General features: G+C 72.7%; 25 protein-coding genes. 21 read left to right on the forward strand and 4 right to left on the reverse strand.

The features are described from left to right. Positions 1–157: 157 nt before the first annotated feature. The 13 genes from ACH4VO_RS14735 (at position 158) to ACH4VO_RS14795 (ending at position 14,809) form a co-directional block, all read left to right on the forward strand. Positions 158–1,828 carry a CTP synthase gene (locus ACH4VO_RS14735; protein ID WP_360986675.1) on the forward strand — a complete coding sequence of 557 codons (1,671 nt, stop codon included), beginning with the start codon at positions 158–160 and terminating at the stop codon, positions 1,826–1,828. An 80-nt stretch (positions 1,829–1,908) separates the two neighbouring features. Beyond that, positions 1,909–2,535, forward strand: coding sequence for an NUDIX hydrolase (locus tag ACH4VO_RS14740; protein ID WP_360986672.1), 627 nt, complete (start codon positions 1,909–1,911; stop codon positions 2,533–2,535). A 262-nt stretch (positions 2,536–2,797) separates the two neighbouring features. Beyond that, positions 2,798–4,870: a tetratricopeptide repeat protein gene (locus tag ACH4VO_RS14745; RefSeq protein WP_360986669.1), complete on the forward strand. Its 2,073-nt coding sequence runs from the start codon at positions 2,798–2,800 to the stop codon at positions 4,868–4,870. Between the two features lie 143 nt (positions 4,871–5,013). After that, positions 5,014–6,129 carry an alanine dehydrogenase gene (ald, locus tag ACH4VO_RS14750; protein WP_360986757.1) on the forward strand — a complete coding sequence of 372 codons (1,116 nt, stop codon included), beginning with the start codon at positions 5,014–5,016 and terminating at the stop codon, positions 6,127–6,129. A gap of 370 nt (positions 6,130–6,499) precedes the next feature. Further along, complete coding sequence (locus ACH4VO_RS14755) at positions 6,500–7,618, forward strand: ParA family protein (RefSeq protein ID WP_069172300.1); 1,119 nt, start codon at positions 6,500–6,502, stop codon at positions 7,616–7,618. Then, on the forward strand, positions 7,615–8,196 hold the full coding sequence (locus ACH4VO_RS14760) for a hypothetical protein (RefSeq protein ID WP_360986754.1): 582 nt from the start codon (positions 7,615–7,617) through the stop codon (positions 8,194–8,196). Before ACH4VO_RS14755 ends, ACH4VO_RS14760 begins: the two co-directional genes overlap by 4 nt. A gap of 72 nt (positions 8,197–8,268) precedes the next feature. After that, positions 8,269–9,384, forward strand: a complete 1,116-nt coding sequence (locus ACH4VO_RS14765) for a segregation/condensation protein A (RefSeq protein WP_360986664.1) — start codon at positions 8,269–8,271, stop codon at positions 9,382–9,384. After that, a complete protein-coding gene (gene scpB, locus ACH4VO_RS14770) occupies positions 9,381–10,031 on the forward strand; it encodes an SMC-Scp complex subunit ScpB (protein ID WP_360986661.1) in 651 nt (216 codons plus the stop codon). Before ACH4VO_RS14765 ends, scpB begins: the two co-directional genes overlap by 4 nt. After that, positions 10,031–11,191, forward strand: a complete 1,161-nt coding sequence (locus ACH4VO_RS14775; RefSeq protein WP_360986658.1) for a pseudouridine synthase — start codon at positions 10,031–10,033, stop codon at positions 11,189–11,191. Before scpB ends, ACH4VO_RS14775 begins: the two co-directional genes overlap by 1 nt. Positions 11,192–11,320: 129 nt before the next feature. After that, the gene (pnuC, locus tag ACH4VO_RS14780; protein WP_360986655.1) at positions 11,321–11,974 is read left to right on the forward strand and encodes a nicotinamide riboside transporter PnuC; all 654 of its coding nucleotides are present in this window, start codon (positions 11,321–11,323) and stop codon (positions 11,972–11,974) included. Next, entirely contained in the window at positions 11,971–13,050 is a 1,080-nt protein-coding gene (locus tag ACH4VO_RS14785; protein WP_360986652.1) for an AAA family ATPase, read from the forward strand. The genes pnuC and ACH4VO_RS14785 overlap by 4 nt, the downstream gene beginning before the upstream one ends. Continuing rightward, entirely contained in the window at positions 13,047–13,790 is a 744-nt protein-coding gene (locus ACH4VO_RS14790) for an NUDIX domain-containing protein (protein ID WP_360986649.1), read from the forward strand. The genes ACH4VO_RS14785 and ACH4VO_RS14790 overlap by 4 nt, the downstream gene beginning before the upstream one ends. Next, a complete protein-coding gene (locus ACH4VO_RS14795) occupies positions 13,787–14,809 on the forward strand; it encodes an ADP-ribosylglycohydrolase family protein (protein ID WP_360986646.1) in 1,023 nt (340 codons plus the stop codon). The genes ACH4VO_RS14790 and ACH4VO_RS14795 overlap by 4 nt, the downstream gene beginning before the upstream one ends. Before the next feature lie 93 nt (positions 14,810–14,902). Here the strand turns inward: ACH4VO_RS14795 and ACH4VO_RS14800 are convergent, their stop codons facing one another. Next, positions 14,903–15,469: an XRE family transcriptional regulator gene (locus ACH4VO_RS14800; RefSeq protein ID WP_360986643.1), complete on the reverse strand. Its 567-nt coding sequence runs from the start codon at positions 15,467–15,469 to the stop codon at positions 14,903–14,905. 47 nt (positions 15,470–15,516) lie between these two features. On the opposite strand from ACH4VO_RS14800, the gene ACH4VO_RS14805 reads away from it, so the two are divergent. Further along, positions 15,517–16,437 carry a class I SAM-dependent methyltransferase gene (locus ACH4VO_RS14805; RefSeq protein WP_360986640.1) on the forward strand — a complete coding sequence of 307 codons (921 nt, stop codon included), beginning with the start codon at positions 15,517–15,519 and terminating at the stop codon, positions 16,435–16,437. Between the two features lie 82 nt (positions 16,438–16,519). Next, positions 16,520–17,206, forward strand: a complete 687-nt coding sequence (locus ACH4VO_RS14810) for a 1,4-alpha-glucan branching protein (protein WP_360986637.1) — start codon at positions 16,520–16,522, stop codon at positions 17,204–17,206. A 278-nt stretch (positions 17,207–17,484) separates the two neighbouring features. On the opposite strand, the gene ACH4VO_RS14815 is transcribed toward ACH4VO_RS14810, so the two are convergent. Continuing rightward, positions 17,485–18,261: a DNA polymerase beta superfamily protein gene (locus tag ACH4VO_RS14815; RefSeq protein ID WP_360986634.1), complete on the reverse strand. Its 777-nt coding sequence runs from the start codon at positions 18,259–18,261 to the stop codon at positions 17,485–17,487. A 363-nt stretch (positions 18,262–18,624) separates the two neighbouring features. On the opposite strand from ACH4VO_RS14815, the gene aroH reads away from it, so the two are divergent. From aroH to der, 5 genes are all read left to right on the forward strand, one after another. Then, entirely contained in the window at positions 18,625–18,987 is a 363-nt protein-coding gene (gene aroH / locus ACH4VO_RS14820) for a chorismate mutase (protein WP_360986631.1), read from the forward strand. Further along, positions 18,984–20,069 carry a prephenate dehydrogenase gene (locus ACH4VO_RS14825; protein WP_360986627.1) on the forward strand — a complete coding sequence of 362 codons (1,086 nt, stop codon included), beginning with the start codon at positions 18,984–18,986 and terminating at the stop codon, positions 20,067–20,069. Before aroH ends, ACH4VO_RS14825 begins: the two co-directional genes overlap by 4 nt. A gap of 124 nt (positions 20,070–20,193) precedes the next feature. Continuing rightward, positions 20,194–20,913, forward strand: coding sequence for a (d)CMP kinase (gene cmk, locus ACH4VO_RS14830; RefSeq protein ID WP_360986624.1), 720 nt, complete (start codon positions 20,194–20,196; stop codon positions 20,911–20,913). Further along, a complete protein-coding gene (locus ACH4VO_RS14835; RefSeq protein WP_360986621.1) occupies positions 20,910–21,578 on the forward strand; it encodes a lysophospholipid acyltransferase family protein in 669 nt (222 codons plus the stop codon). The genes cmk and ACH4VO_RS14835 overlap by 4 nt, the downstream gene beginning before the upstream one ends. Before the next feature lie 56 nt (positions 21,579–21,634). Beyond that, positions 21,635–23,104, forward strand: coding sequence for a ribosome biogenesis GTPase Der (gene der / locus ACH4VO_RS14840; RefSeq protein ID WP_360986618.1), 1,470 nt, complete (start codon positions 21,635–21,637; stop codon positions 23,102–23,104). Positions 23,105–23,177: 73 nt separating this feature from the next. Here the strand turns inward: der and ACH4VO_RS14845 are convergent, their stop codons facing one another. Then, positions 23,178–23,483, reverse strand: coding sequence for a hypothetical protein (locus tag ACH4VO_RS14845; RefSeq protein ID WP_360986615.1), 306 nt, complete (start codon positions 23,481–23,483; stop codon positions 23,178–23,180). Between the two features lie 137 nt (positions 23,484–23,620). Beyond that, complete coding sequence (locus ACH4VO_RS14850; RefSeq protein WP_360986612.1) at positions 23,621–24,403, reverse strand: hypothetical protein; 783 nt, start codon at positions 24,401–24,403, stop codon at positions 23,621–23,623. A 299-nt stretch (positions 24,404–24,702) separates the two neighbouring features. On the opposite strand from ACH4VO_RS14850, the gene ACH4VO_RS14855 reads away from it, so the two are divergent. Then, on the forward strand, positions 24,703–25,989 hold the full coding sequence (locus ACH4VO_RS14855) for a glycosyltransferase family 4 protein (protein WP_360986609.1): 1,287 nt from the start codon (positions 24,703–24,705) through the stop codon (positions 25,987–25,989). The last annotated feature ends 269 nt before the right edge of the window (positions 25,990–26,258 follow it).

A 26,258-nucleotide genomic window follows, 5' to 3' on the forward strand; every position in this document is an offset into this window, starting at 1 on the left:
AGCAGCCCCCCTTCGTCGCTGTTACCCTGGTAGCCCGTGGACCGGTGGTCGTCCCGAGCGGACGAGGCCCCCGAACCGCAGCGACGGCACCCCGGAAAATCCGAGCGGCACGCCGGCACGCACCTCACGATCGCGACCACGGGAGCCCCCTTTGGCTATGCAGCCCACATCCACGACGACCAAGCACATCTTCGTCACCGGGGGTGTCGCCTCCTCCCTCGGCAAGGGTCTGACTGCCTCCAGCCTGGGTGCCCTGCTCAAGGCACGTGGCCTGCGGGTCACCATGCAGAAGCTCGACCCTTATCTCAACGTCGACCCGGGCACGATGAATCCCTTCCAGCACGGTGAGGTCTTCGTCACCAACGACGGCGCCGAGACCGACCTGGACATCGGCCACTACGAGCGCTTCCTCGACGTCGACCTCGACGGCTCGGCCAACGTCACGACCGGCCAGGTCTACTCGCAGGTCATCGCCAAGGAGCGGCGTGGCGAGTATCTCGGCGACACCGTCCAGGTCATCCCGCACATCACCAACGAGATCAAGCACCGCATCCGCCGCATGGCGGCCGACGACGTGGACGTCGTGATCACCGAGGTCGGCGGCACGGTCGGTGACATCGAGTCGCTGCCGTTCCTGGAGACCGTCCGCCAGGTCCGCCACGAGGTCGGCCGGGACAACGTCTTCGTGGTCCACATCTCGCTGCTGCCCTACATCGGCCCCTCCGGCGAGCTGAAGACCAAGCCGACCCAGCACTCCGTCGCGGCCCTGCGCAACATCGGCATCCAGCCGGACGCCATCGTGCTGCGTGCCGACCGCGAGGTACCGACCGCCATCAAGCGCAAGATCTCGCTGATGTGCGACGTCGACGAGACCGCCGTGGTGGCCTGCCCGGACGCCCGGTCGATCTACGACATCCCCAAGGTGCTGCACACCGAGGGCCTGGACGCCTACGTCGTGCGCAAGCTCGACCTGCCCTTCCGCGACGTCGACTGGACCACCTGGGACGACCTGCTGGACCGCGTCCACAATCCGGACCACGAGGTCACCGTCGCCCTGGTCGGCAAGTACATCGACCTGCCCGACGCCTACCTCTCGGTCACCGAGGCCATCCGGGCCGGAGGCTTCGCGAACAAGGCGCGCGTCAAGGTGAAGTGGGTCGCCTCCGACGACTGCAAGACCCCGGCCGGTGCCCAGCGGGCCCTCGGCGACGTCGACGCCGTGTGCATCCCCGGCGGCTTCGGCGAGCGCGGTGTCGTGGGCAAGGTCGGCGCCATCCAGTACGCCCGCGAGAACAAGGTGCCCCTGCTGGGCCTCTGCCTCGGCCTGCAGTGCATCGTGATCGAGGCCGCGCGCAACCTCGCCGGGATCCCGGACGCGAACTCCACCGAGTTCGACGCCGCCACGGGCCACCCCGTCATCTCCACGATGGAGGAGCAGCTCGCGTACGTCGAGGGCGCGGGCGACCTGGGCGGCACCATGCGGCTCGGTCTGTACCCGGCCAAGCTCGCCGAGGGCTCCCTGGTCCGCGAGGCGTACGACGGCCAGCCCTACGTGGACGAGCGCCACCGCCACCGCTACGAGGTCAACAACGCCTACCGCGCGGAGCTCGAGAAAAAGGCAGGTCTGGTCTTCTCGGGAACCTCCCCGGACAACAAGCTCGTCGAGTACGTCGAGTATCCGCGTGAGACCCACCCCTACCTGGTCGCCACTCAGGCGCACCCGGAGCTCCGCTCCCGCCCGACCCGCCCCCACCCGCTCTTCGCCGGCCTGGTGAAGGCCGCCGTGGAGCGCCAGGCCGCGGCACGCGGAACGGGCGCCGACGCGTAAGCGATACGGTTGACCGGGGTACGGGTCCTTCACCGGACGCGTGCCCCGGTTTGTCGTTTTCGGTTCGTGGGAGGACGTACATGGGTTTCCAGGACACCCCCGAGGAGTGGCAGGTCACCGCGACGGCGACCCCCTTCACCGGCAACAAGACCAGCGTCCGCACCGATGACGTGGTGATGCCCGACGGCAGTGTCCACAGCCGCGACTACCAGGTCCACCCCGGGTCGGTCGCCGTGCTCGCGCTCGACGAGGACGGCAAGGTCCTCGTCCTGCGGCAGTACCGGCACCCGGTGCGCCACAAGCTGTGGGAGATTCCGGCCGGGCTCCTCGACGTCCCCGGCGAGAACCCGCTGCACGCCGCACAGCGCGAGCTGTACGAGGAGGCCCACGTCAAGGCCGAGGACTGGCGGGTGCTGACCGACGTCTACACCACGCCCGGCGGCTGCGACGAGGCGGTGCGCATCTTCCTCGCCCGTGACCTCTCCGAGGCGGAGGGGGCGCGCTTCGAGGTCGCCGAGGAGGAGGCCGACATGGAGCTGGCCCGCGTGCCGCTGCAGGAGCTCGTACGGGGTGTGCTCGCCGGCGACCTGCACAACAACTGCCTGGTGGTGGGCGTCCTCTCGCTGACCGCCGTACTCGCGGGCGACGGGGTGGACTCGCTGCGCCCGGCCCAGGCGCCGTGGCCCGCCCGGCCGTTCGAGGTCTGACCCGGTCCCGCTGCCCGCTGTCCGGCGCGCCCGACGCTCCGGGCCTGCCGTCCCCGAGGCTGCCTCTGCGAGGTCCGCCTCGCCGCGGTCCGGCGGACCCTCTGTGACGCCGTCCGGGCGTCCGATCGTAAGAAACGCTGATCCGATCGAGGGATCCGCCAGCCGCGCTCGGCCGTGATCGTCCGCACCACTGAACTACGCTCGAAAGGCCCCGACCGGACTTCCGGCGGGCAACCGCGTGCAGCGAAGTGGAGCGTGGCTCGTGACCGATCAGGCGGTGGACACCAGCGGCCCGGCCGGAACGGCGGGAACGACGGGGACCGAGGTACCGTCCGGCGCGAACCCACCCCAATTCTTCGGCCGCCAAAGAGAGTTGAAAGCCCTTCAGGCGGACGTCGCCCATGCCGGCCTCGACACCCTGGCCGGCCGCAAAGCCGCACGCGCCCGGGTCCTGCTGATCGCCGGACGACCCGGATCCGGACGTAGCGCGCTCGCCGCCGAGCTCGTCCGCCGGCTCGGGGAACCGGGCGACTACCCCGACGGCGTGTACCGGGTCGGGCTCACCGAGCCCGGCGGTGAGCGCGTCCCCGCCGAGCGCGCCGCACGGGGACTCCTCGACCTCCTCTCGATCGCCGCCCCACCCGGCGCGGACGAGGACGAGCTCTCCGAATCGGTCCGCCGGGCCTTCGCCGGGCGCCGTGCCCTGATCCTGCTGGACGACGCGGTCGACGCCGACCAGGTCGATCCGCTGCTGCCCGACAACCCGGACTGCCTGGTCGTCGCCACCTCGACCGGACCGCTCACCGGAATCCCGGGTGTCCGCCCGTGCACCCTGGGCGGCATGGACGCGGGCTCCGCCGTGCGGCTGCTCGCCCGCACCATCGGCCAGGTCCGCATCACCGTGGATCCACGGACCGCCGAGGCCCTGGCCGAGGAGTGCGGTGGCCAGCCCGCCGCCCTGGCACTGGTCGCCGGCTGGCTCGCCGCCCGTCCGGGCGCGTCGGTCGCCGACGCCACCAAGCGGCTGCGCGAGCTCCCCGGCGACCCGGAACAGCCCACCGGCGCCCGGCCGCTGGCCCGCGCCTTCCGTCTGGTCCACGACACGCTGCCCGCGGCCTCGGCCCGGATACTGCGTCTGCTCGCGCTCGCGCCCGCCGGACTGGCCGACGCCCACACCGCCTCGGCGCTGGCCGGGTGTTCGGTGTCGGCCGCCCGGACGACGATGGACGACTTCGTGGCGTACGGGCTGCTGCGGACCAACGGCGCCGTGCTGCCCCAGTACGAAGTCCCCGGCTGCCTCGCCCCGTTGCTGCGGGCGGTCCTGGAGGAACGCGAGCGGCCGGCCGAGATCCAGCTCGCCCGGGCCAGGATGCTGGAGCGGACCGTGCGTCAGCTCCAGGCCTGCCGGGCGATCACCGACCCGGAGGGCTCCCCGGCCCGCCGCAGGCTCGCCGGGCTGCCGCGTTCCCTGCGCTTCCCGCACCCGGAGTCGGCGGCCGAGTGGCTGCGCATCCGCCAGCCCGCCCTGCTGGCCTCCGCCCGGCTCGCGGTCCGCGACGGCGACCTGGACACCCTGGCCCGCCGGCTGGTGGCCGCGCTCGTCCGCGCCCTCGCCGCGCACCGGGGCACCGAGGACGCGGCGCCCGAGCTCTATGGGCTGCACGGGCTGGTCCTCGACGTGGCCGAGCGCCGCGAACTGCCCCGCGAGAAGGCCGCGGCTCTGCTGAACCTCGCCGACCTCGACGCCAGGACCGGCCGGACCCGGGAGGCGCTGGCCCGCTACCGGGCGGCTCTCGACGCCGGGCGCGCGGCCGGCGACCTGTACGCGACCGGGCGCGCCATGGAATCCGTAGGCGGCGCCTATGCGGAGCTGGGCGACTTCAACCGGGCCTCCGACTGGTACGGCCGCGCCCTCGCCCAGCGGCTCGCGCAGGGGGAGCGGGCGGACGAGGCGCGCCTGTACGGCCGCCTGGGCGCCGTACACGCCTACGCCGGGCGCTACGGCGACGCCCTGCGCAGCTGGCGGGCCGCGGCGGCGGGGTACCGCCGGCTCGGGGACCTGCCCGCCCAGGCGCGTGCGATGAGCGAGGCGGCGCGGGTCCAGGAGTACGCGGGCCGGCCGCAGGAGTCGCTGCACACCTGCCGCGAGGCGGTCGAGCTGGCGCGCAGGGCGGGCGACGTACGGCTGCAGGCGGCCCTGGAACTGAGGCTTGCGGACACCCTGGACCGGCTCGGCGACCCGGCGGCGGCCGGACTGCACAGGTCAGCGGCCGACAGATTGCTGGGAGACGAGGCTCCGGCCTACGAAATCCGTAGTCCTTCGAGTGAAACTTAATGCTTTGTAAGGCTAGACAGCGCGAAGTCCTTCATTAATGATGGCTCTGCCGCACCATCCTGCGGTGTCTCCCCTTATGCTTGGTTTGTGTCGGTTTACCCCGTCATGTCCGAGCTACCTCCGAGCCAAAGGCCGTGATCGACGTGAAGGTCGGCATCCCCCGCGAAGTCAAGAACAACGAGTTCCGGGTGGCGATCACCCCCGCCGGAGTGCATGAGCTCGTCCGCCACGGCCACCAGGTCCTCGTCGAGCGGCACGCCGGCGAGGGCTCCTCCATCCCGGACGAGGAGTACGTCGCCGCCGGCGCGCGGATCCTGCCCACCGCCGACGAGGTCTGGGCCGCCGCCGACCTGCTGCTGAAGGTCAAGGAGCCGGTCGCCGAGGAGTACCACCGGCTCCGCAAGGGTCAGACCCTCTTCACGTACCTGCACCTGGCCGCCTCCCGGGAGTGCACGGACGCGCTGCTGCAGTCGGGCACGACCGCCATCGCGTACGAGACCGTCGAGACCGCGAACCGCGCGCTGCCGCTGCTCGCCCCGATGTCCGAGGTCGCCGGCCGCCTCGCCCCCCAGGTCGGCGCCTACCACCTGATGCGCTCGGTCGGCGGCCGCGGTGTGCTTCCCGGCGGCGTCCCCGGTACGGGGTCGGCCAGGGCCGTCGTCATCGGCGGCGGTGTCTCCGGCTGGAACGCGACGCAGATCGCCGTCGGGCTCGGCTTCCACGTCACGCTGCTCGACAAGGACATCAACAAGCTGCGTGAGGCCGACAGGATCTTCGGCACCCGGGTTCGGACGGTCGTCTCCAACGCCCTCGAACTGGAGAAGGCCGTCGTCGAGGCCGACCTCGTGGTCGGTGCCGTGCTGATCCCCGGCGCCAAGGCGCCGAAGCTGGTCACCAACGAGCTGGTCGCCAGGATGAAGCCCGGAAGTGTGCTTGTCGACATCGCGATCGACCAGGGCGGCTGTTTCGAGGACTCCCACCCGACCACGCACGCCGAGCCCACCTTCACGGTCCACAACTCGGTCTTCTACTGCGTCGCCAACATGCCGGGCGCGGTGCCGAACACCTCCACCTACGCGCTGACGAACGCGACGCTGCCCTACATCCTGGAGCTGGCCAACCGCGGCTGGACCGAGGCCCTGCGCCGTGACGCCGCACTCGCCAAGGGTCTCAACACCCATGACGGCCAGGTGGTTTACCGCGAGGTGGCCGAGGCCCACGGGCTCGACCACGTCGAACTGAGCACGCTCCTGGGCTGAGCGGTCACCGCTTCCCGTCAACCTCGCGCGTCCGGCCGGACCTTGCTCAGCAGGGTCCGGCCGCGCGTGTGCCGGGCCCTCTGCGCGGCCCCCGCCCGACGTGCCGGAGACATGACTCCCCGCCCGGTTCGCACCCCCGCGAAAGGCGCGGTCGACTCGCCCCGCACCCTTGACAGACCGGTGCGCGATTGCCGACACATCGGGCCGGGTCCGGCGGATTGTGTTGCTGCGAACCGGTGACACGCCATAGAGTCGCCAATCGTCGGCATGGTGCCACGCTGACCTATCGATAAGTTTCCTGGTCACATCCAAGGAGGTAAGACGACTTGTGAATGAGTCGACAATTACTCCCGGGGGTGGTCAACCAGGGATGCCTGCACGGGGTCTGAGCCCGATCGGGCTCGAAGCTGTCGGCTCCGTCGCTGTCCGCACCTTCGCCACCCACCAGCACATGACGACAGCCCCCCAGATGATGGACGGCCTACACGTGAACGCCATGGCCGGCAACGAAAGTGGCCGAGATACCGCCCACTTCGCCGACTTCGCCGAGGTGCCCGAGGGGCACTTCTACGACCCCGACGCCGAGTACGAGCCCGATCCCGAGTACGCGGCCACCCTCGCGCCCGACGCCGCCCGCCAGCGCCGCGAGCGGATCGGCCCGACCGGCCGCCCGTTGCCGTACTTCCCGATCCCCGGGCCGCTGAACGAGCACGGCCCCGCGAAGATCATCGCGATGTGCAACCAGAAGGGTGGCGTCGGCAAGACCACGTCGACCATCAACCTGGGTGCCGCCCTCGCGGAGTACGGACGGCGGGTCCTGCTCGTCGACTTCGATCCGCAGGGAGCCCTGTCGGTCGGCCTCGGGGTCAACCCGATGGAGCTCGACCTCACGGTCTACAACCTGCTCATGGAGCGGGGCATGGCCGCCGACGAGGTCCTGCTGAAGACCGCCGTGCCCAACATGGACCTGCTCCCGAGCAACATCGACCTCTCGGCCGCCGAGGTGCAGCTGGTGAGCGAGGTGGCCCGCGAGTCGACGCTGCAGCGCGCCCTCAAGCCGCTGCTGGCCGACTACGACTACATCGTGATCGACTGTCAGCCCTCGCTCGGCCTGCTCACGGTGAACGCGCTCACGGCCGCGCACAAGGTGATAGTCCCGCTGGAGTGCGAGTTCTTCGCACTGCGCGGTGTGGCGCTGCTCACGGAGACCATCGAGAAGGTCCAGGAGCGGCTCAACCCGGAACTCGAGCTCGACGGCATCCTCGCCACCATGTACGACTCCCGTACCGTGCACAGCCGTGAGGTGCTCGCGCGCGTCGTCGAGGCCTTCGACGAGCACGTCTACCACACCGTCATCGGCCGCACGGTGCGCTTCCCGGAGACCACGGTCGCCGGCGAGCCCATCACCACGTACGCGTCCAACTCGGTCGGTGCCGCCGCCTACCGCCAGCTCGCCAGGGAGGTGCTCGCCCGGTGTCACGCCGAGTGAGTCTGCCGGGGGCCGACGAGCTGTTCCGCACCACCGGGGGCATGGGCCTCCAGGCCTCGTCCCCGGCCGACCGGCGACGCAAGGCGAACGGCGAGGCGCGGGTGCCCCCGCCGGCCGGGGCGGGCGAACCGGCGGCGGAGACGACGGGACGCGGCGGGACCCCCGGCGCGAGCGGTGGCACGTCCGCCGCCCCCGCACAGGAGGAACACTCCGCGGCGGACGCCGGTGACGGCGGTTCGCGCAGCCGGAGCGAGGGCAGCGAGCGGCCCGCGCCGCCGCAGCCCCGTACCGCGCCGCAGGAGGCGGCCCCCGCGGGCCAGCAGCAGCGCACGCGCGGCGGCGGACGGGGCGCCAACCGCCGGCCCAGCGGCCGCGAACGCCACGACGAGAAGATCACCGTCTACGTGTCGGCCGAGGAACTCATGGACCTCGAGCACGCACGGCTGGTACTGCGGGGCGAGCACGGCCTGGCCGTCGACCGCGGGCGCATCGTCCGCGAGGCGGTCGCCGTGGTCCTCGCCGACCTGGAGTCGCGGGGCGACGCGAGCATCCTCGTACGGAGGCTGCGGGGCCGCTGACCGGCGCGGCGCCGGTAGCCTGCCTGGACGGGCCGCCGCCCGACTCCCCGCCGCACCCCTGGACCTCAGCACATGCCGACTGCCGACGACCCGCCCCGCCCGGCCCGCCGCGCCCTCGGCCGGGGGCCCGGAAACCGGCCCGCGCCGCAGGCGGGGTCCGGCGCGGCTGCCGAAGGTCCTGAGGCGGCTGCGGTTCCTGAGGCACCGGCAGCGCAGGCGGTCCCCGGGGGACCCGGAGCGGCTCCCGGCGCGGCCCGTGAGGCTTCCGGGCCGCCTGAGGGCGCCGACGGCGCTCCCGGCCCCGGCGGGCGGCCTCCGGAGGCCCCTGCCGCCCCAAAAGCCCCTGAGGGCGCCGCCGCACGGGCGGACGGGGGTGTCGGCGACGGGCGGTTCACCGTACGGCTGGTCAACTTCGAGGGGCCCTTCGACCTGCTCCTCCAGCTGATCTCCAAGCACAAGCTCGATGTGACGGAAGTCGCGCTGTCCAGGGTCACCGACGATTTCATGGCCCATATCCGGGCCATGGGACCGGACTGGGACCTCGACCGGACCACCGAGTTCCTCGTCGTGGCCGCCACCCTGCTCGATCTGAAGGCCGCCCGGCTGCTGCCCACCGCCGAGGTGGAGGACGAGGCGGACCTGGCGCTCCTGGAGGCGCGCGACCTGCTCTTCGCGCGGCTGCTGCAGTACCGCGCGTACAAGCGGATCGCGGAGATCTTCAGCGACCGGCTCGACGCGGAGTCCCGCCGCTACCCCCGTACGGTGGGGCTGGAGCCGCACCACGCCGCGCTGCTGCCCGAGGTCGTCATCAGTATCGGCCCGGACGGCTTCGCCCGGCTCGCGGTCAAGGCGATGCAGCCGAAACCCAGGCCGCAGGTGTACGTCGACCACATCCACGCCCCCCTGGTCAGCGTCCGCGAGCAGGCCCGGATCGTGGTGGCGCGGCTGCGGGCGGAGGGCGAGACCAGCTTCCGGGCGCTCACCGAGGACGCGGCGGACACGCTGACCGTCGTCGCCCGATTCCTGGCGCTCCTGGAGCTCTACCGGGAGAAGGCCGTCACCCTCGACCAGGAGGAACCCCTCGGCGACCTCCTGGTGCGCTGGTCGGGCGGCGAGGGGACGGAACCGCTCGTGACGGATGAGTTCGACCAAGAGGCGCGCGAGACGCGGGAGGACGTGGACGCATGAGTGAGGACGACGGACAGCGGGGGAACGGGGTGGCCGGCCTCCCCCTGAAGCCCGCGCTGGAGGCGGTCCTCATGGTCGTCGACGAACCCGCCACCGAGGAGCACCTCGCCAAGGTCCTCCAGCGGCCCCGCAGGGCCGTCGCGGCCGCCCTGCGGGAGCTGGCCGACGAGTACACCGTCCAGCGCCGCGGATTCGAGCTCCGGCTGATCGCCGGGGGCTGGCGCTTCTCCACCCGCGCCGCGTACGCGGAGGCGGTCGAGGGCTTCGTCCTGGACGGCCGGCATGCCCGGCTCACCCAGGCCGCGCTGGAGACCCTCGCGGTGGTCGCCTACCGGCAGCCGGTGAGCCGGTCGAGGGTCTCGGCGGTGCGCGGAGTGAACTGCGACGGCGTGATGCGGACCCTGCTCCAGAGGGGTCTGGTCGAGGAGGCGGGCGCGGAACCCGAAACAGGTGCGATCCTGTACGGGACGACGAACTACTTTCTGGAGCGCATGGGCCTGCGAGGCCTGGACGAGCTCCCGGAGCTCGCGCCCTTCCTCCCGGAGGCGGACGCGATCGAGGCTGAGACGCTAGAGGGTGTGCCGTCGTTCGATCCGGACGCACCGGACACCCCGGAAACTCACGCAGACGACAAGACGGATTTTTGATGCGAAGCAGTGGCAGCAACAGCGGAAGCGGCAGCGGCAAGAGCGGCGGCAACCGGAACTCCCGGGGCGGCTCGGGCAGCTCGGGCGGCTCCTTCCGGCCGAAGGGATCGGGCGGCGCGAGCGGCGCCGGACGTTCCGCGGGACGCGACGACAAGCAGGAGCAGCGCCCCCGCCGGCCCCGCCCCGAGGAGCGCCGCTACGACGTGGGCTCCGACAAGCCCGGCGGCGACGGCGGCCCCCGCAAGGGCCGCGGCGCGGCCGCCCGCGGCGGCGCCAAGGGCGGTCCGAAGCCCGCACAGAACGTGAGCAAGGGCGGACGCCGGGTGGGCGCCCCGTCCCGGCCCCGGGAGCTCGACGCCAAGATCGAGCAGCGCAACCGCGACCGGTACGCCGAGAAGCCCGAGATCCGGACGCCGAAGACGCACCCCGGCGCCGAGCAGGAGGGCGAGCGTCTGCAGAAGATCCTCGCCCGTGCCGGCATGGGTTCGCGCCGGGCGTGCGAGGAGCTGATCGAGCAGGCCAGGGTCGAGGTCAACGGCGAGATCGTCCTGGAGCAGGGCAAGCGCGTCGACCCGCAGAAGGACGAGATCAAGGTCGACGGCCTGACCGTGGCGACCCAGTCGTACCTCTTCTTCGCGCTGAACAAGCCGGCCGGTGTCGTCTCCACCATGGGCGACCCGGACGGCCGCCAGAACCTCGGTGACTACGTCAACAACCGCGAGACCCGGCTCTTCCACGTCGGCCGGCTCGACACCGAGACCGAGGGCATCATCCTGCTCACCAACCACGGCGAGCTGGCCCACCGGCTGACGCACCCCAGGTACGGCGTCAAGAAGACGTACCTGGCGGCCATCCAGGGGCCGCTCCCGCGCGACCTGGGCAAGCGGCTCAAGGACGGCATCCAGCTGGAGGACGGGTACGCCCGTGCCGACCACTTCCGGGTGGTCGAGAACACCGGCAAGAACTACCTGGTCGAGGTGACCCTCCACGAGGGCCGCAAGCACATCGTGCGCCGCATGCTGGCCGAGGCGGGCTTCCCGGTCGACCGGCTGGTGCGCACGTCCTTCGGGCCGATCCCGCTCGGTGACCAGAAGTCCGGCTGGCTGCGCCGCCTGACCAACACCGAGGTCGGCATGCTGATGCGCGAGGTCGGTCTGTAGCCCGGCCCCCGACCCGAACGGCCCGCGGCCGGTTCCTGGTGCGTTTTCGACCAGGAACCGGCCGCGGGCCTTTCGCGGTCGCCGTTTCTTCTTTATAGTCAATGTGACCATAAAGGAGAAGGAGGCGGCGTGACGCTCGTGGACATCCTCGACCCCCTGCAGCAGCCCCTGGTGACGGTCCTGGGCACCCCGGTCAGCTGGACCGAGGTGCTCGGCTTCGGCAGCGGGGCGCTCTGTGTCGGGCTCGTGGCCCGCCAGCACCTCGCCAACTGGCCGGTCGGCATCGCGAACAACCTGTTCTTCGTGCTGCTGTTCGCCCAGTCCGGTCTGTACGCCGACGCCGGCCTCCAGATCGTCTTCATCACCCTCGCCGCGTACGGCTGGTGGACCTGGACCCACGGGGGTGGACCAGGTACGTCCGTCCTGCCGGTGCGCAGGACCACGCGCACCGAATGGACCTGGCTGCTCGCCGCGGGGGTGGTGGGGACCCTCGCCCTCACCGCGCTGCTGTCCCGGGCCACGGACTCGACCGTGCCCTTCTGGGACGCGCTGACGACCTCCCTGTCCCTGACGGCGACGTACGGGCAGTGCCGCAAGCGCGTCGAGTCCTGGTGGCTCTGGATCGCCGCCGACCTGGTGTACATCCCGCTGTACGCGTACAAGGAGCTCTACCTCACCTCCCTGCTCTACGCCGGTTTCCTGGCGCTCTGCCTCGCGGGGCTGCGCAACTGGAGCCGGGACCTCACGGCCGTCCGTACGGCGGACGCGCGGGTGGCCGCGTGACGCGCCACGGGCACGGTCTGGTCCTCGGCAAGTTCTATCCGCCGCACGCCGGCCACCACCACCTCGTCCGTACCGCGCAGGACCGCTGCGAGCGGCTCACCGTCCTGGTCTGCGCCGCCTCCGTCGAGTCCGTCCCCCTGGCCGACCGCGTCGCCTGGATGCGCGAGGTGCACCCCGGCGTCCGGGTGGTGGGCGCCGTCGACGACATCCCCATGGACCTCACCGACCCCGCCGTCTGGGACGCGCACATGGCCGTGTTCACGGGGGCCGTCCCCGAACGCGTCGACGCCGTCTTCACCTCGGAGACGTACGGGGACGAACTGGCCCGCCGCTTCGGCGCCCGGTCCGTCCTCGTCGATCCGGAGCGCACCGCCTTCCCCGTGTCCGGAACCGCCGTCCGGGCGGACCCGGCCGGCTGCTGGGACTTCCTCGAACCGCCCGTCCGGGCCGCGCTCACCCGCCGGGTCGTCGTCCTGGGCGCCGAGTCCACCGGCACCACGACCCTGGCGCGGGCACTCACCGAGCACTTCCGCCGGCGCGGCGGCGTCTGGGCGCACACCCGGTACGTCGCCGAGTACGGGCGGGAGTTCAGCGAGGCGAAACTCGCCGCCCTGCGCAAGGAGTGGCCCGGGGCCCAGTGGGAGGACGTCGCCTTCACCACCGACGACTTCCCCGTCATAGCCGAGACCCAGAACGCCCGGGAGGAGGCCGCCGCGCGGGCCGGTTCCCCGGTGCTCTTCTGCGACACGGACTCCTTCGCCACCACCGTGTGGCACGAGCGCTACATCGGCGGACGCAACCCGCTCGTCGAGAAGACCGCCGACCGGGTCACCCACCACCTCTGGCTGCTCACCGGCCACGAGGGGGTCGCCTTCGAGGACGACGGGCTACGCGACGGTGAGGAGCTGCGGCCCTGGATGACGGACCGCTTCCGCGTCGAACTCACCCGCACCGGGCGCAGGTTCGTCGAGCTCGCCGGCCCGCATCGGGACCGCCTGGCCGCCGCGGTCACCGCCGTCGACGAACTCCTCGCCACGTCCTGGGACTTCGCCGCACCCCTCCCGGAGCGGCGATGAGCCCCGCCCCCGACGGGTACGACCCGCACGCCTTCACCCCCTTCGCCGTCACCGTCGACCTCGCCGTCTTCACCGTCCGCGAGGAACGGCTCCACGTGCTGCTGGTGGAGCGCGGCCAGGAGCCCTACCGGGGCCACTGGGCGCTGCCCGGCGGGTTCGTGCTGCCCCGCGAATCCGCGGAGGAGGCGGCCCGCCGCGAACTCGCCGAGGAGACCGGCCTCACGCAGAAGTCCGTGTGCGCCTTCCACCTCGAACAGCTGCGCACCTACACCGATCCGGACCGGGACCCCCGGATGCGGGTCGTCTCCGTCGCGTACGCCGCTCTCGTACCCGACCTGCCCGAGCCGCGCGGCGGCGGGGACGCGGCCCGTGCGCAGTGGTGGGACACCGGCAGCACCGGGCCGCTCGCCTTCGACCACGACCGCATCCTGGCCGACGCCCACGACCGCATCGGCGCGAGGCTCGAGTACTCCTGCCTGGCGACCGCGTTCTGCCCCGCCGAGTTCACCCTCGGCGAGCTCCAGCAGGTCTACGAGACCGTCTGGGGCGTCACCCTCGACCGGCCCAACTTCCGGCGCAAGGTCCTCACCACGCCCGGTTTTGTCGAGGCCGTGCAGGGACCGCCGCGCCGCACCGGCGGACGCGGGAAACCCGCCGCCCTCTACCGGGCGGGTTCCGCTACCGCGCTGCACCCACCACTCCTGCGCCCGGAAGGACGCCCGGAAGGACGGACGACATGATCCCGACACGGATACTCACCGCACAGGCGGCCACCGGCGCGCTCACCGGGCTGGCGCTCGGCGACGCGCTGGGCTTCCCCACCGAGTTCAGCGACGTGCCGTCCATCCTCGCGAAGTGCGGGCCCTGGCGGCAGATGCGGTTGCCGAAGCCCGCGTTCGTCACCGACGACACGCAGATGACGCTCGCCCTGGGACGCGGCATCCGCACCGCCACGGACCGGGGCCTGCTCACCCCTGAGCGCCTGGTGGCACCGGTCCGCCAGGAGTTCGTCGACTGGTACCACTCCCCGGACAACAACCGTGCCCCGGGCAACACCTGCATGACGGCCTGCCGTCTGCTCGAGGGCGACCGCCCATGGCAGGAGGCCAGCCGGACCGGCTCCAAGGGCTGTGGCGCCAACATGCGGGTTGCGCCGGTCGGTCTCGTGCCGGGCCTCAGCGAGGAGCAGCGCTCCGGCGCGGCCCAGCTCCAGGCCGCCCTCACGCACGGCCACCCCACGGCCCTGGCCGCCTCCGACCTCACAGCCCGCGCGGTGTACCTGCTGGCGCAGGGAGCCGAACCCATGGGTCTGGTCGGCCAGTTGCGCAGTTACGCCTACGAGAACAGCGGCCGCTACCTGGAGCGCTGGCTCGGCGACCTCTGGCGGTACGCGGGCGATCCCTCGCCGGAGGCGTACATCCGGCGCGGCTGGGACGACTGCCTGGCCGCCCTCGCCGGGGTCCAGGACGCCCTGCGCAGCCCGTCCCCGGAGACCGACCCGTGTGAGACCACCGGAGACGGCTGGGTCGCCGAGGAGGCCCTCGCCACGGCCCTGCACTGCTTCCTGCTCTTCCCGGAGGAACCGGTCACCGCCCTGCGCAGGGCCGCCTGCACCCGGGGCGACTCCGACTCCCTGGCCTGCCTGACAGGAGCGCTGGCCGGGGCTCACCTGGGGGCGGGCGCCTGGCCCAAGGAGTGGTCCGAGCGCATCGAGTACCGCAGCGACCTGCTGTCACTGGGCGCGCTCTGGGACGCCTGACCCCCGCACAGCGGCACGATGCCCCTCGGGCGGGCCGGACCGCCGGACACCTGCCGGGGCAGGCCCGCGTCCTGACGACCCGGCGCCGCCCTCTCATCCGCCCTCGCGCAGGTGGGAGCGGCGGCTCTCGCGGTCGAAGATGCCGAGGACGTCGGCCGGGCCGCCGACGGCGCCCAGCGCGTGCGGGAGCATCGTGGTGAACTCGGCAGCCTGGCCCTCCACCATCCGCAGCCGCCGCTCCCCCAGCAGCAGCTCGACCGTGCCGGACAGCACCGTGAACCACTCCCGGCCGGGGTGCGCCTTCAGCGCCGACGGTCCCTCGGGCGGCGGTTCGGTCAGCCGCATCCGGGCCACGGTGACGCCGGGCTCGGCACGCAGTGTCCAATGGGTCAGGCCCCGCGCCGGATTGCGGACGGGGTTGGTGACCACGTCGTCGGGGGCCGCCTCGACGAGCTGGTCGAGCGAGGTGCCGAGGGACCGGGCGATGACGGTGAGCTGGTCGAGCGCGATTCTGCGGTGCCCCGTCTCGATGCGGCTCAATGTGGAAGCGCTGAGGTGGCAGCGGATGGCCAGGTCGTCGAGCGACCAGCCGTTCGCGGCCCGCAGGGCACGGATCCGTTTGCGTACGAGGCCGTCGAGGTCACTACCTTCTTGCGTCATGAGCAAGAGAGTATGCGTTGAGGGCAATGCTCCGTAGGCTCGGTCGCATGACACCTCCCGTTTCCCGCCCCCACCCGACGTCCCTCGACCCGGTGCCGCAGGGCGCCGCCCCGCACGCGCACGGCCACGCTCACGGGGACCCTGACCCGCAGGACGTTCTCGCTGCGGTGCTCGACCTCGACGCCGAGCTGTTCGCGCCGTACCTCACCTCGGTGACCGCCCGGCTCGCCGAGGCCGCCGAGGGAGACGTCACCCACGTCGTCGACCTGGGGGCGGGCACGGGAGCCGGTACCTTCGCCCTGCTGGAACGGTTCCCCGACGCCCGGGTGACCGCCGTCGACAACGCCGCGGACATGCTGGCCCGGCTCGGCGACGCCGCCCGCGCCCGAGGCCTGGGCGACCGGGTGTGCACGCTGGAGAGGGACGCGGGCGCCGGGCTCGCCGGCATCGCGGTCGCCGACCTCGTCTGGGCGTCCGCCTCCCTGCACCACGTGGACGACCCGGCCGCGGCGCTCGCCGGGGTCCGTACCGCGCTCCGCCCCGGCGGACTGCTGGCCGTCGCGGAGATGGACGGGATGCCGTACTTCCTGCCGGAGGACGCGGTGCCGGACCACCCCGGCCTGGAGACCCGCTGCCGCGAGGCGCTGAACGGCCTCCACGCCGAGCGGCTTCCGCACCTGGGCGCCGACTGGGGCGTCCTGCTGTCATCCGCCGGATTCACCGTCGAGCGGGAGCGCACGGAGCGGCTGGAACTGCACCCACCCCTGCCCGTCGGAGCGGGGCGTTACGCACACCTCGTGCTCGGCCGTATCCGCGCGGCCCTCGACGGCCGGGCGGACCCCGCGGACCTCGTCGCCCTCGGCACCCTGCTCGGCGGCGGCCCGCAGGACGTGCGTCACCGCGACGACCTGGTCGTCCGTTCGACCCGCCGGCTCTGGGTGGCCCGCCGCCCGGCGGACGGGGCCTGACTGTCCCGGCCGCTCCTCGGGGCGTGGGTGGGCGAGAGGTGGAGGACGGGAACCCGTCACCGGTACGAGGAGTTGATCAGGCATGGCTGTCATCCACAGAACCACCATGGAACCGACCAAGCTGCAGCTCCTCACCCCCTGGCTGCCCACCCGGCCCTGGTACACCGGCCCGGCGGGCGGGGCGGAGCTCTCCCCGGCCGGCGGCTTCCGGCTCGACGATCCCGAGGGTGAGGTGGGCATCGAGCTCATGGTGGTCACGGACACCTCCGGGGAGCGGCCCGTCCCCTACCTCGTCCCCCTCACCTACCGCGGGGCACCGTTGGAGGGAGCCGGCGAGGCGCTCGTCGGCACGACGGAGCACGGGGTCCTCGGACGGCGCTGGGTGTACGACGGCGCCCACGACCCCGTGCTGGCCGCCCAGTTGCTCGCCCTGTTCGTGGGACGTGCCCAGCCGCAGGCCCAGAGTCTGACCGACACCCCCGACCCGACCGTCGCCGTCCACTCCGCCGGGGCCGGCCACCCGGCCGCGATCACGTCGTCGACGGTCCGGGACGGGAAGCACGGCACCGACATCGTCCTCCGGACGGCATCAGAGGCCGGGCAGGAGGCGTCCGCGGTCATCGCGGTGACACGCGTCCTACGTGCGGACGAGCCGGCCGCCCGTACCGGCGGGTCGAAGGCCCGTGGCCACGTGACCGCCGGGTGGCGTCTCCCGGACGGCGGCGCGGCCCGCGGTCCGTTCTTCACCTTGTCCGACGAGCGGCCCTGACTCCGGTCGAGCTGCCTCGCCTCCGGTCGTACTCGAACCGAGGGATGTCCCGGCCGGGTGGCTCCGGGGGATCGAGCTGCCCTGACCCGGGTCGCGCGGCCCTGGTGGGGCTCCGGGGTGTGTCCCGCGCTTCCCGGCGGGCGCGCGACGACAGCTACGGCACCTCGCCGCGTTGTCGGGAACGTCCCCGTGCATCCCGTAGGCGGACGCTCCTCCGTCGTGCGACGCACCGCATCCGACGCCGCGCGGCCGATCCACCGGGAAGTGCGGGACAGCCCTCAGCCGCCCTGGTCCGGGCCGGGCGGCCCCGCCACCGGTCCGGGGCCGTGGCCGCCCGGACCGCCGACGCCGGCCCCGCCGGGGTCCGCGGACGCCGACGCCCTCCGGGTCCGGACCAGGAAGTCCTCCACGCGGTCCCGGTCCGGTTCCGGAGGGAGCGGGGAGCGGGCGGCCGCCTCCTCGTTCTCCTCGGCCAGGTGCGACATCCACCGCTCCACCTCGGGCCACGGAACCTCGCCCCGCTTCACCGCGAGCAGCCGCTCCCGCGCGTCGCCGACGTCGATCGTCAGCTCGCCCGTCCGCAGCAGGTCCCGGCTGCTCGTCAGCAGGCGCAGCAGATGCATGGCGTGCTTCCAGCGCGGAGCGCCGTGCACGCGGACGTCGGCCTCCAGCTTGCGCCGCTGGCCCAGTGCGTACCGCACGAACGTCCCGTGGGCGCGGCGGGACAGGAACGCGCCGCGCAGGCCGAGGAGTTCGCGGCCGGTGGCGTCGATCCGCTCCACGAGCGGGGAGTGCAGGCACTCCAGCACGTTGGGGTTGGCACGCAGCGCCAGCTCGCAGAAGCGTTCCAGCTCCCAGGAGAACTGCTCGTCCGCGGGGCCCTCGACGTGGGCCGGCGGCTTGGTCAGGCGCCAGAAGAGCGGGGTCGGCGCGAGGAAGACCCCGCGCCGGTCGGTGTCGCTGCCCTCGGTGGCCAGCCCGAAGGCCCGTGAGCCCATCACGCAGGAGTAGACGGTGTGGTCGCGGACCAGCTCCGCGGCTCCAGGGGTGATCATGGCCGCGACCTTACGCGGCCGGCCCGGGGCGGCCGCGTCGCCCCCGCACGGCGATCCGGGCGGCGGGCAGCGCCGGCGGCGCGGGAGCGCCGGAGGAGCCGCGGCCGCCCGCCGGTCCGGCGGCGTCCGCCCTCAGGACCGTCCGTCGCCGTGCTTCCACGGCTCTCCTCGCTCCGCGGCCGGCCGGGGCGCCGGTCACACCGCGGACCGCCTGCTCCCCGCGAACCGGCGGGGGTACCCGGCCGGGTGGCGCGTAACCGGCACGCCCGCCGACGCCTTGTCTCACCCACAGAGCACGGTGACCAACCGCCCCGCAGCCCCTCTAGGCTGAAGAGCACGCAAACGAGGGAACAGGGGTACGACGTGGCGGTACGAGCGGTCCGTGGAGCCGTCCAGTTGGAGCGGGACGAGGCAGGACACATGGGCGAGCGGGTGGGGGCTCTGCTCACCGCCATCCTGGAGCGCAACGAACTCGTCGCCGACGACCTCATCAGTATCTGGTTCACCGCCACCCCCGACCTGCACTGCGACTTCCCGGCCGCCGCCGCGCGGGGCCTCGGCATCGTCGACGTACCGCTGATCTGCGCCCAGGAGCTGGACATCGCCGGCGCGATGCCCCGGGTGGTGCGCATCCTCGCCCACGTCGAGACGTATCTCTCCAGGGCGGAGATCAGCCACGTCTACCTCGGCGCCACCGGCGCCCTCCGCAAGGACATCGCCCAGTGAGAACAGCCCTCGTCATCGGCACCGGCCTGGTCGGTACCTCCGCGGCCCTCGCGCTGGCCGCGCGCGGCATCCAGGTCCACCTCGTCGACCGTGACTCCTCCTCGGTACAGACGGCGGCGGCGCTCGGCGCCGGCACGGAACGGGCGCCCGAGGGACCCGTCGACCTCGCGATCGTCGCCGTACCGCCCGCCCACACGGCGTCCGTGCTCGCCGGGGCCATGCGGGAGGGGGCCGCCCGCGCCTACCTCGACGTCGCCAGTGTCAAGGGCGGCCCGCGACGCGAGCTGGAGGCGCTGGGCCTCGACCTCACGCCGTACATCGGCACGCACCCCATGGCGGGCAAGGAGCGCTCCGGCCCCCTCGCGGCCACCGAGGACCTCTTCGAGGGCCGCCCCTGGGTCCTCACCCCGACCCGGGAAACCGACACCGAGGTGCTCAACCTCGCCCTGGAACTGGTCGCGCTCTGCCGCGCCGTCCCCGTCGTCATGGACGCCGAAGCCCACGACCGGGCCGTCGCCCTGGTCTCCCACACCCCGCAGCTGATCTCCTCGATGGTCGCGGCCCGCCTGGAGGAGGCCGACGAGACCGCCGTACGCCTCTGCGGCCAGGGGATCAGGGACGTCACCCGGATCGCGGCCTCCGACCCCCGGATGTGGGTGGAGATCCTCTCCGCCAACCCCGGTCCCGTCGCCGACGTGCTGGCCGGGGTCGCCACCGACCTGGACGAGACGGTCAGGGCCCTGCGCGGCCTGCAGTCGGCCGACGAGGACGAGCGGGGGGAGGGCACCCGGGGCATCGAGGACATCCTGCGCCGCGGCAACGCGGGCCGGGTCCGGGTGCCCGGCAAGCACGGGGCGGCCCCGGCCTCGTACGAGATCGTCGCCGTCCTCATCAGCGACCGCCCCGGAGAGCTGGCCGGCATCTTCGCCGACGCCGGGCGGGCCGGGGTGAACATCGAGGACGTCCGCATCGAGCACGCCACCGGCCAGCAGGCGGGTCTGGTGCAGCTGATGGTCGAGCCGAGCGCGGCCTCCGCGCTGGGCACCGCGCTCAAGGAGCGGGGCTGGTCCATCCGGCCGTAGACCGCGTCCGCCCGGGTCCGGCGGCTCCTGCCCGGGGACAGGGGTACAAAGGCGCTTCGCGCACTCGGTAACCTTGGGGGAGGCCGTTCCCTGGCCCGCTCCGCCCACCCCGTGTACCAGGAAGGTGTCCACCACCGTGGAAACCGTAAGCGCCGCTGCCCGCCCGACTGCCCCGGCCGCGGTGATCGTCGCCATCGACGGTCCCTCCGGCACCGGAAAGTCGAGCACCTCCAAGGCCGTCGCCGCCAAGCTCGGCCTGAGCTACCTGGACACCGGCGCGCAGTACCGCGCGATCACGTGGTGGATGCTGAACAACGGCATCGACGTGAGCGATGCCGCGGAGATCGCCACCGCCGCCGCCAAGCCGGTCATCGTCTCGGGGACGGACCCGGCCGCCCCGACGATCACCGTCGACGGCGAGGACGCCTCGGGCCCGATCCGTACGCAGCGGGTCACCGCGGCCGTCAGCGCCGTCAGCGCCGTTCCCGAGGTGCGGACCCGGATCACCGAACTGCAGCGCACCATCGCGGCGGAGGCCGGGCGCGGCATCGTCGTGGAGGGCCGCGACATCGGTACGACCGTGCTGCCCGACGCCGACATCAAGATCTTCCTGACCGCCTCGCCCGAGGCGCGCGCCGCCCGCCGGAGCGGGGAGGTCAAGGGCGCCGACCTCGCCGCCACCAAGGAGGCGCTGATCAAGCGGGACGCCGCGGACTCCGGCCGCAAGACGTCCCCGCTGGCCAAGGCCGCCGACGCGGTCGAGGTGGACACCACGGAGCTGACCCTTCCCCAGGTCATCGAGTGCGTCGTCACCCTCGTCGGGGAGACGCGGGCCGCGAAGTGACCGATGCCACCGCCGCGCCGACGCCGCGCGGAGCGGCCGTCGGGCGCGGGATCGGCATCGGGCTCATGTACGGGCTGTTCAGGCCCCGCGTGCTCGGCGCCTGGCGGGTGCCCGTCACCGGACCCGTCATACTCGCGGTGAACCACGCGCACAACATCGACGGACCGATGCTGATGGGCACCGCACCCCGGCCCGTCCACTTCCTGATCAAGAAGGAGGCGTTCGTCGGTCCGCTCGACCCGTTCCTGCGCGGAATCGGGCAGCTCAAGGTGGACCGCACGACCGTCGACCGCGCCGCCGTGACCCGGGCGCTCGGGGTGCTGCAGGGCGGTGGGGCCCTCGGGATCTTCCCCGAGGGCACGAGGGGCGAGGGAGACTTCGCCTCGCTCCGTGCGGGGCTCGCGTACTTCGCGGTACGCGGCGGGGCGCCGATCGTCCCCGTGGCGGTCCTGGGAAGTACGGAGCGCCGCGGACGGTTGATACCGGCACTGCCTCCGTTGCGCAGCCGGGTCGACGTCGTCTTCGGCGACGCCTTCCAGGCCGGTGACGGCAGCGGCCGGCGGACCAGGAAGGCGCTGGACGAGGCGACCCTCCGGATCCAGGGCGCGCTGACCGCGCACCTGGAGAACGCCAGGCGCCTCACCGGGCGCTCGGCCACGACGTGAGTAGTGGGCCACCAGTTCGTGGCCCATCGATGATGATGCAAAGAGGAACGGACTTCATGAACGACCAGATTCACTCCGACGGCTCGGACCACGAGCACGGAGCACTTGGCGATGCCGAGTACGCGGAGTTCATGGAGCTCGCCGCGCAGGAGGGGTTCGACCCCGAGGAGGTCGAGGGCGCGATCGGTGAGGCCGGTCACGGACCGCTTCCCGTCCTCGCCGTCGTCGGCCGTCCGAACGTCGGCAAGTCGACCCTGGTGAACCGGATCATCGGCCGCCGCGAGGCCGTCGTGCAGGACAAGCCGGGCGTCACCCGTGACCGCGTCAGCTACGAGGCCGAGTGGGCCGGGCGCCGCTTCAAGGTCGTCGACACCGGCGGCTGGGAGCAGGACGTACTGGGCCTCGACGCCTCCGTCGCCGCCCAGGCCGAGTACGCGATCGAGACGGCCGACGCCGTCGTCTTCGTGGTCGACGCGACCGTGGGCGCGACCGACACCGACGAGGCGGTCGTCAAGCTGCTGCGCCGGGCCGGCAAGCCCGTCGTCCTGTGCGCCAACAAGGTCGACGGACAGAGCGGTGAGGCCGACGCCACCGCGCTCTGGTCGCTGGGCCTCGGAGAGCCGCACCCGGTCTCCTCGCTGCACGGCCGCGGTACCGGCGACATGCTCGACGCCGTCCTGGAGGCACTGCCCGAGGCGCCGGCCCAGACCTTCGGCACCGCGCTCGGCGGCCCGCGCCGCATCGCCCTCATCGGCCGTCCCAACGTCGGCAAGTCCTCCCTGCTGAACAAGGTCGCCGGCGAGGACCGTGTCGTCGTCAACGCCCTGGCGGGCACGACCCGTGACCCGGTCGACGAGCTGATCGAGCTGGGCGGCATCACCTGGAAGTTCATCGACACGGCCGGTATCCGCCGCCGCGTCCACCTCCAGGAGGGCGCGGACTACTACGCCTCGCTGCGTACCGCCGCCGCCGTCGAGAAGGCGGAGGTCGCCGTCATCCTGATCGACGCGAGCGAGTCCATCAGCGTGCAGGACCAGCGCATCATCACGATGGCGGTGGAGGCGGGACGGGCGATCGTCGTGGCCTTCAACAAGTGGGACACCCTCGACGAGGAGCGCCGCTACTACCTCGAGCGCGAGATCGAGACGGAGCTCGCGCAGATCGCCTGGGCCCCGCGCGTCAACGTCTCGGCCGTCACCGGCCGGCACATGGAGAAGCTCGTCCCGGCGATCGAGACCGCGATCGAGGGCTGGGAGACCCGCATCCCCACCGGCCGGCTGAACGCCTTCCTCGGCGAGATCGTCGCCTCCCACCCGCACCCCGTGCGCGGCGGGAAGCAGCCCCGCATCCTCTTCGGCACCCAGGCGGGCACCAAGCCGCCGCGGTTCGTCCTCTTCGCGTCCGGCTTCCTCGAGCACGGCTACCGCCGCTTCGTCGAGCGCCGGCTGCGGGAGGAGTTCGGCTTCGAGGGCACCCCGCTCCACATCTCCGTACGCGTGCGCGAGAAGCGGGGCCGCAAGAAGTAGCGGCCACGGCCGACGACGGAGCCCCGGACCGCTCGCCTGGTGCGAGCGGTCCGGGGCTCCGTCGTACGCGCGGTCAGGCGTCCGCTGCCCCCGGGGGCAGCGCGGCGGGCCGGGTGCGTCCCGCGTGCCGTCCCACCCGCTGCCAGGAACCGGGGTTGCCGCCGTGTGCGCTCTGGCTGCCCTGTCCGTTCGCCGGTGTACGGCTGCTCAGCGGGGTGCGGCTGCCGAACATCCCGATGCCGAACTTTCTGAAGCCGAGATTCTCCTCACCGGTCCGGTCCCCCGGGAGCGCCCGGAACGATCGCCGGTACTCCGAGTACAGGGCGTCGTAGATCGGGGTGGGGGACTTGCCGCCCGAGGGGTCCTGCGACGGACGCATCGACGGAATCGGGGCGGGCTGCTGGTGAGAAGGGTCGTATGAGTGCACGTAGGTGCCAACGACCCCGCCGCCCGTCGGATGCGGGCCGGGCGGAGAAAACGCTGTCCGCGGGGGAGCGGACGGCGGCGCGAACACGGTCAGGTCCCGGCCAGCGGCATCGCCGCGGCGACCAGGAGACCGTTGACCGCGGCCTTGTCCAGGGCGTCGCGGAGTAGGTCCTCGCGCGGCTGCTGGCCGATGGAACCCGCCGGGGCGGCGAAGACGAGCACGGTCTGCGACTTGTTCGCGGCGGCCCGCCAGCCCTCGGTCACCTGCAGCGGCTGGTGGGCCTGCCACCACGCGACCGGCCTGCCGCCCCCGGCGACGGGCTGCAGCACGGCGTGCAGCTGGCCCATGGCCAGGAGGACCGACCAGCCCTGGAGCACGCCCGGCAGCCGGTTCAGGTCGGGCGCGGGCAGGAAGCCCTGCTCCCGCAGCAGCTGCAGGAACTGGTCGCCGTCGCGCCCGTCCGTGCCGGGCCGGGCGATCGGGCCGGTGGGCTCGACGACGAGGGCGGGGCGCAGATCGTCCTCGATCAGGACGAGGCCGCTGGTGATGCCGAGAACGGCCTGTTCGGGCATGAGGCCCTCCGGGTTCTGTGGCTCGCTGCCGGTGATGGACCGCACGGCGCCCTGCAGCTGGTCCTCCGCGACGTGGACGACCTGCGAGGGGATGCAGGTCGCGTGGGCGAAGGCGAGCACGGCGGTCTCCTCGCCCACGAAGAGCACGGTGCTCGTGCGCTCCTGGTCCGAGTCGCCCGGGGTGCGGCAGGACGTGCAGTCGTAGCTGCCTGGGGCACTGTCGCCGACGAGCAGCCGGTCGGCTTCGGCATCGCCGATCTCGGCGCGTACGTCCTCGCTGACGTCGAGCATGCGCGGCACGGGTGGCTCCTCGAACTCGGTGCGTGGGCCGGGCGGTTCCCGGCTCATGTAGAGACAACGGGGGACCGGGGGCCGGGGTCACGCGTCAATCGGCGGCAGAAGGCGGCCGAGTCGGCAGGCGGCAGGTCCTGCAAGTGATACGGAGCGAGAGGTTCCGCGAACGGGCCCGCCCGCCTGTCCGCCCTCCCGCCCGCACGTTCGCCGTGGCACTCTGTGCGACGCATGTGTGGACACGATGCGTCACGGCGACGCCGCGTAAGGTCTGTGGGGACCAGTCGAACAGGGGAAACGACGTCGCCATGCATCTTTCTTTTCTGCTCCACAACGCGTACGGCATCGGGGGAACGATCCGTACCACCTTCACGCTCGCGGGGACCTTGGCCGAGCACCACGACGTGGAGATCGTCTCCGTCTTCCGGCACCGGGACGCGCCCGCACTGGGCGCGCCCGAAGGCGTACGGATGCGCCACCTCGTCGACCTGCGCAGGACGAGCCCGGAGTACGACGGCGACGCGCCCGACCACGCGCGTCCCGCCTCCGTCTTCCCGCGCGGGGACAGCAGGCACCGTCAGTACAGCCGGCTCACCGACACCCGTATCGCGGCCCATCTGCGCACCTTGGAGGCGGACGTCGTCGTCGGTACGCGCCCGGGCCTCAACGTCCACATCAGCCGCCAGGCGCGCACCGGCCCGGTGCGCGTCGGCCAGGAGCACCTCACACTCGACAGCCACGGCTACCGGCTCCGCCGGGAGATAGGCCACCGGTACGGACTGCTCGACGCGGTCACCACTGTCACCGAGGCCGACGCGAGCGACTACCGCCGCAGGCTGCGGCTGCCCGGCGTACGGATCGAGGCCATCCCGAACAGTGTGCCCGCGCCCTCCGGCGCGCCCGCCGACGGCGACGCCCCGTGGATCGTGGCGGCGGGCAGGCTGCACCGGGTCAAGCGGTACGACGTGCTGATCCGGGCCTTCGCCGAGGTCGCGGCGGCCCGCCCCGGATGGGGGCTGCGGATCTACGGCGCCGGTGACGCCAGCGGCAACGAGGAGAAGGCGCTGCGCGGGCTGGTCGACGGGCTGGGGCTCCGGGAGCGGGTGCTCCTCATGGGGTCGGTCCACCCGATGGAGAAGGAGTGGCCCAAGGGCTCCATCGCCGCGGTCACCTCCGAGCGCGAGTCCTTCGGCATGACCATCGTGGAGGCCATGCGCTGCGGGGTGCCGGTCGTCGCCACCGACTGCCCGCACGGTCCCGCCGAGATCATCGACGACGGCACGGACGGGCGGCTGGTGCCGGTGGGGGACACGGGTGCCTTCACCGCGGCCCTGCTCGCGCTGATCGACGACGACGGGCTGCGGCACCGGATGGGGCGCGCCGCGCTGGCCTCGTCGGCGCGGTTCGACCCGGCTCCGATCGCGGAGCGGCACGAGAAGCTCTTCACGGAGCTGGCCGCCGCGCGCGGAGCCCGGGGGCGTTCGCGGAGCGCCGTGCGCACGGCGCTGCACCGCTCCAGGGGCAGCGTGCTGGACGGGACGTACGCGCTCCGTTACAAGGCCGCGCGTGTGATCCGCAAGGGGAAAGCGCTGTGATGCTCACGGGGGCCGGGGTATCCCCGGTCCCGGACGGCGGCCGGACGGCCGGGGGCCACGGCAGGACGCGCGGGTGAATACACGGCACGTGCAAGAGCGCGTGAATTCCGGATGACGTGACCGTTCAAGCGCTCTGCGGGGGCTGCGGGGAAAACGCTTACGCGCCCGGTATCCACGGGCCGGGTAATGCACACCGGTAGCTGCCGGCCGCTTTGTGCGGACGGTCATGAATGGTTATTTCCCGGAAGTGGTGCGGGCGTTCGGGTGAA

It is taken from the genome of Streptomyces sp. NPDC020780 (genome assembly GCF_044334475.1).
Lineage (GTDB): Bacteria > Actinomycetota > Actinomycetes > Streptomycetales > Streptomycetaceae > Streptomyces.

Coding starts and splice junctions, on each gene's coding strand:
- ACH4VO_RS14735 (WP_360986675.1), top strand. CDS start 158: ATGCAGCCCACATCCACGACGACCAAGCACATCTTCGTCACCGGGGGT.
- ACH4VO_RS14740 (WP_360986672.1), top strand. CDS start 1,909: ATGGGTTTCCAGGACACCCCCGAGGAGTGGCAGGTCACCGCGACGGCG.
- ACH4VO_RS14755 (WP_069172300.1), top strand. CDS start 6,500: ATGCCTGCACGGGGTCTGAGCCCGATCGGGCTCGAAGCTGTCGGCTCC.
- ACH4VO_RS14765 (WP_360986664.1), top strand. CDS start 8,269: ATGCCGACTGCCGACGACCCGCCCCGCCCGGCCCGCCGCGCCCTCGGC.
- scpB (WP_360986661.1), top strand. CDS start 9,381: ATGAGTGAGGACGACGGACAGCGGGGGAACGGGGTGGCCGGCCTCCCC.
- ACH4VO_RS14775 (WP_360986658.1), top strand. CDS start 10,031: ATGCGAAGCAGTGGCAGCAACAGCGGAAGCGGCAGCGGCAAGAGCGGC.
- ACH4VO_RS14790 (WP_360986649.1), top strand. CDS start 13,047: ATGAGCCCCGCCCCCGACGGGTACGACCCGCACGCCTTCACCCCCTTC.
- ACH4VO_RS14795 (WP_360986646.1), top strand. CDS start 13,787: ATGATCCCGACACGGATACTCACCGCACAGGCGGCCACCGGCGCGCTC.
- ACH4VO_RS14800 (WP_360986643.1), bottom strand. CDS start 15,469: ATGACGCAAGAAGGTAGTGACCTCGACGGCCTCGTACGCAAACGGATC.
- ACH4VO_RS14805 (WP_360986640.1), top strand. CDS start 15,517: ATGACACCTCCCGTTTCCCGCCCCCACCCGACGTCCCTCGACCCGGTG.
- ACH4VO_RS14810 (WP_360986637.1), top strand. CDS start 16,520: ATGGCTGTCATCCACAGAACCACCATGGAACCGACCAAGCTGCAGCTC.
- ACH4VO_RS14815 (WP_360986634.1), bottom strand. CDS start 18,261: ATGATCACCCCTGGAGCCGCGGAGCTGGTCCGCGACCACACCGTCTAC.
- der (WP_360986618.1), top strand. CDS start 21,635: ATGAACGACCAGATTCACTCCGACGGCTCGGACCACGAGCACGGAGCA.
- ACH4VO_RS14845 (WP_360986615.1), bottom strand. CDS start 23,483: ATGCGTCCGTCGCAGGACCCCTCGGGCGGCAAGTCCCCCACCCCGATC.
- ACH4VO_RS14855 (WP_360986609.1), top strand. CDS start 24,703: ATGCATCTTTCTTTTCTGCTCCACAACGCGTACGGCATCGGGGGAACG.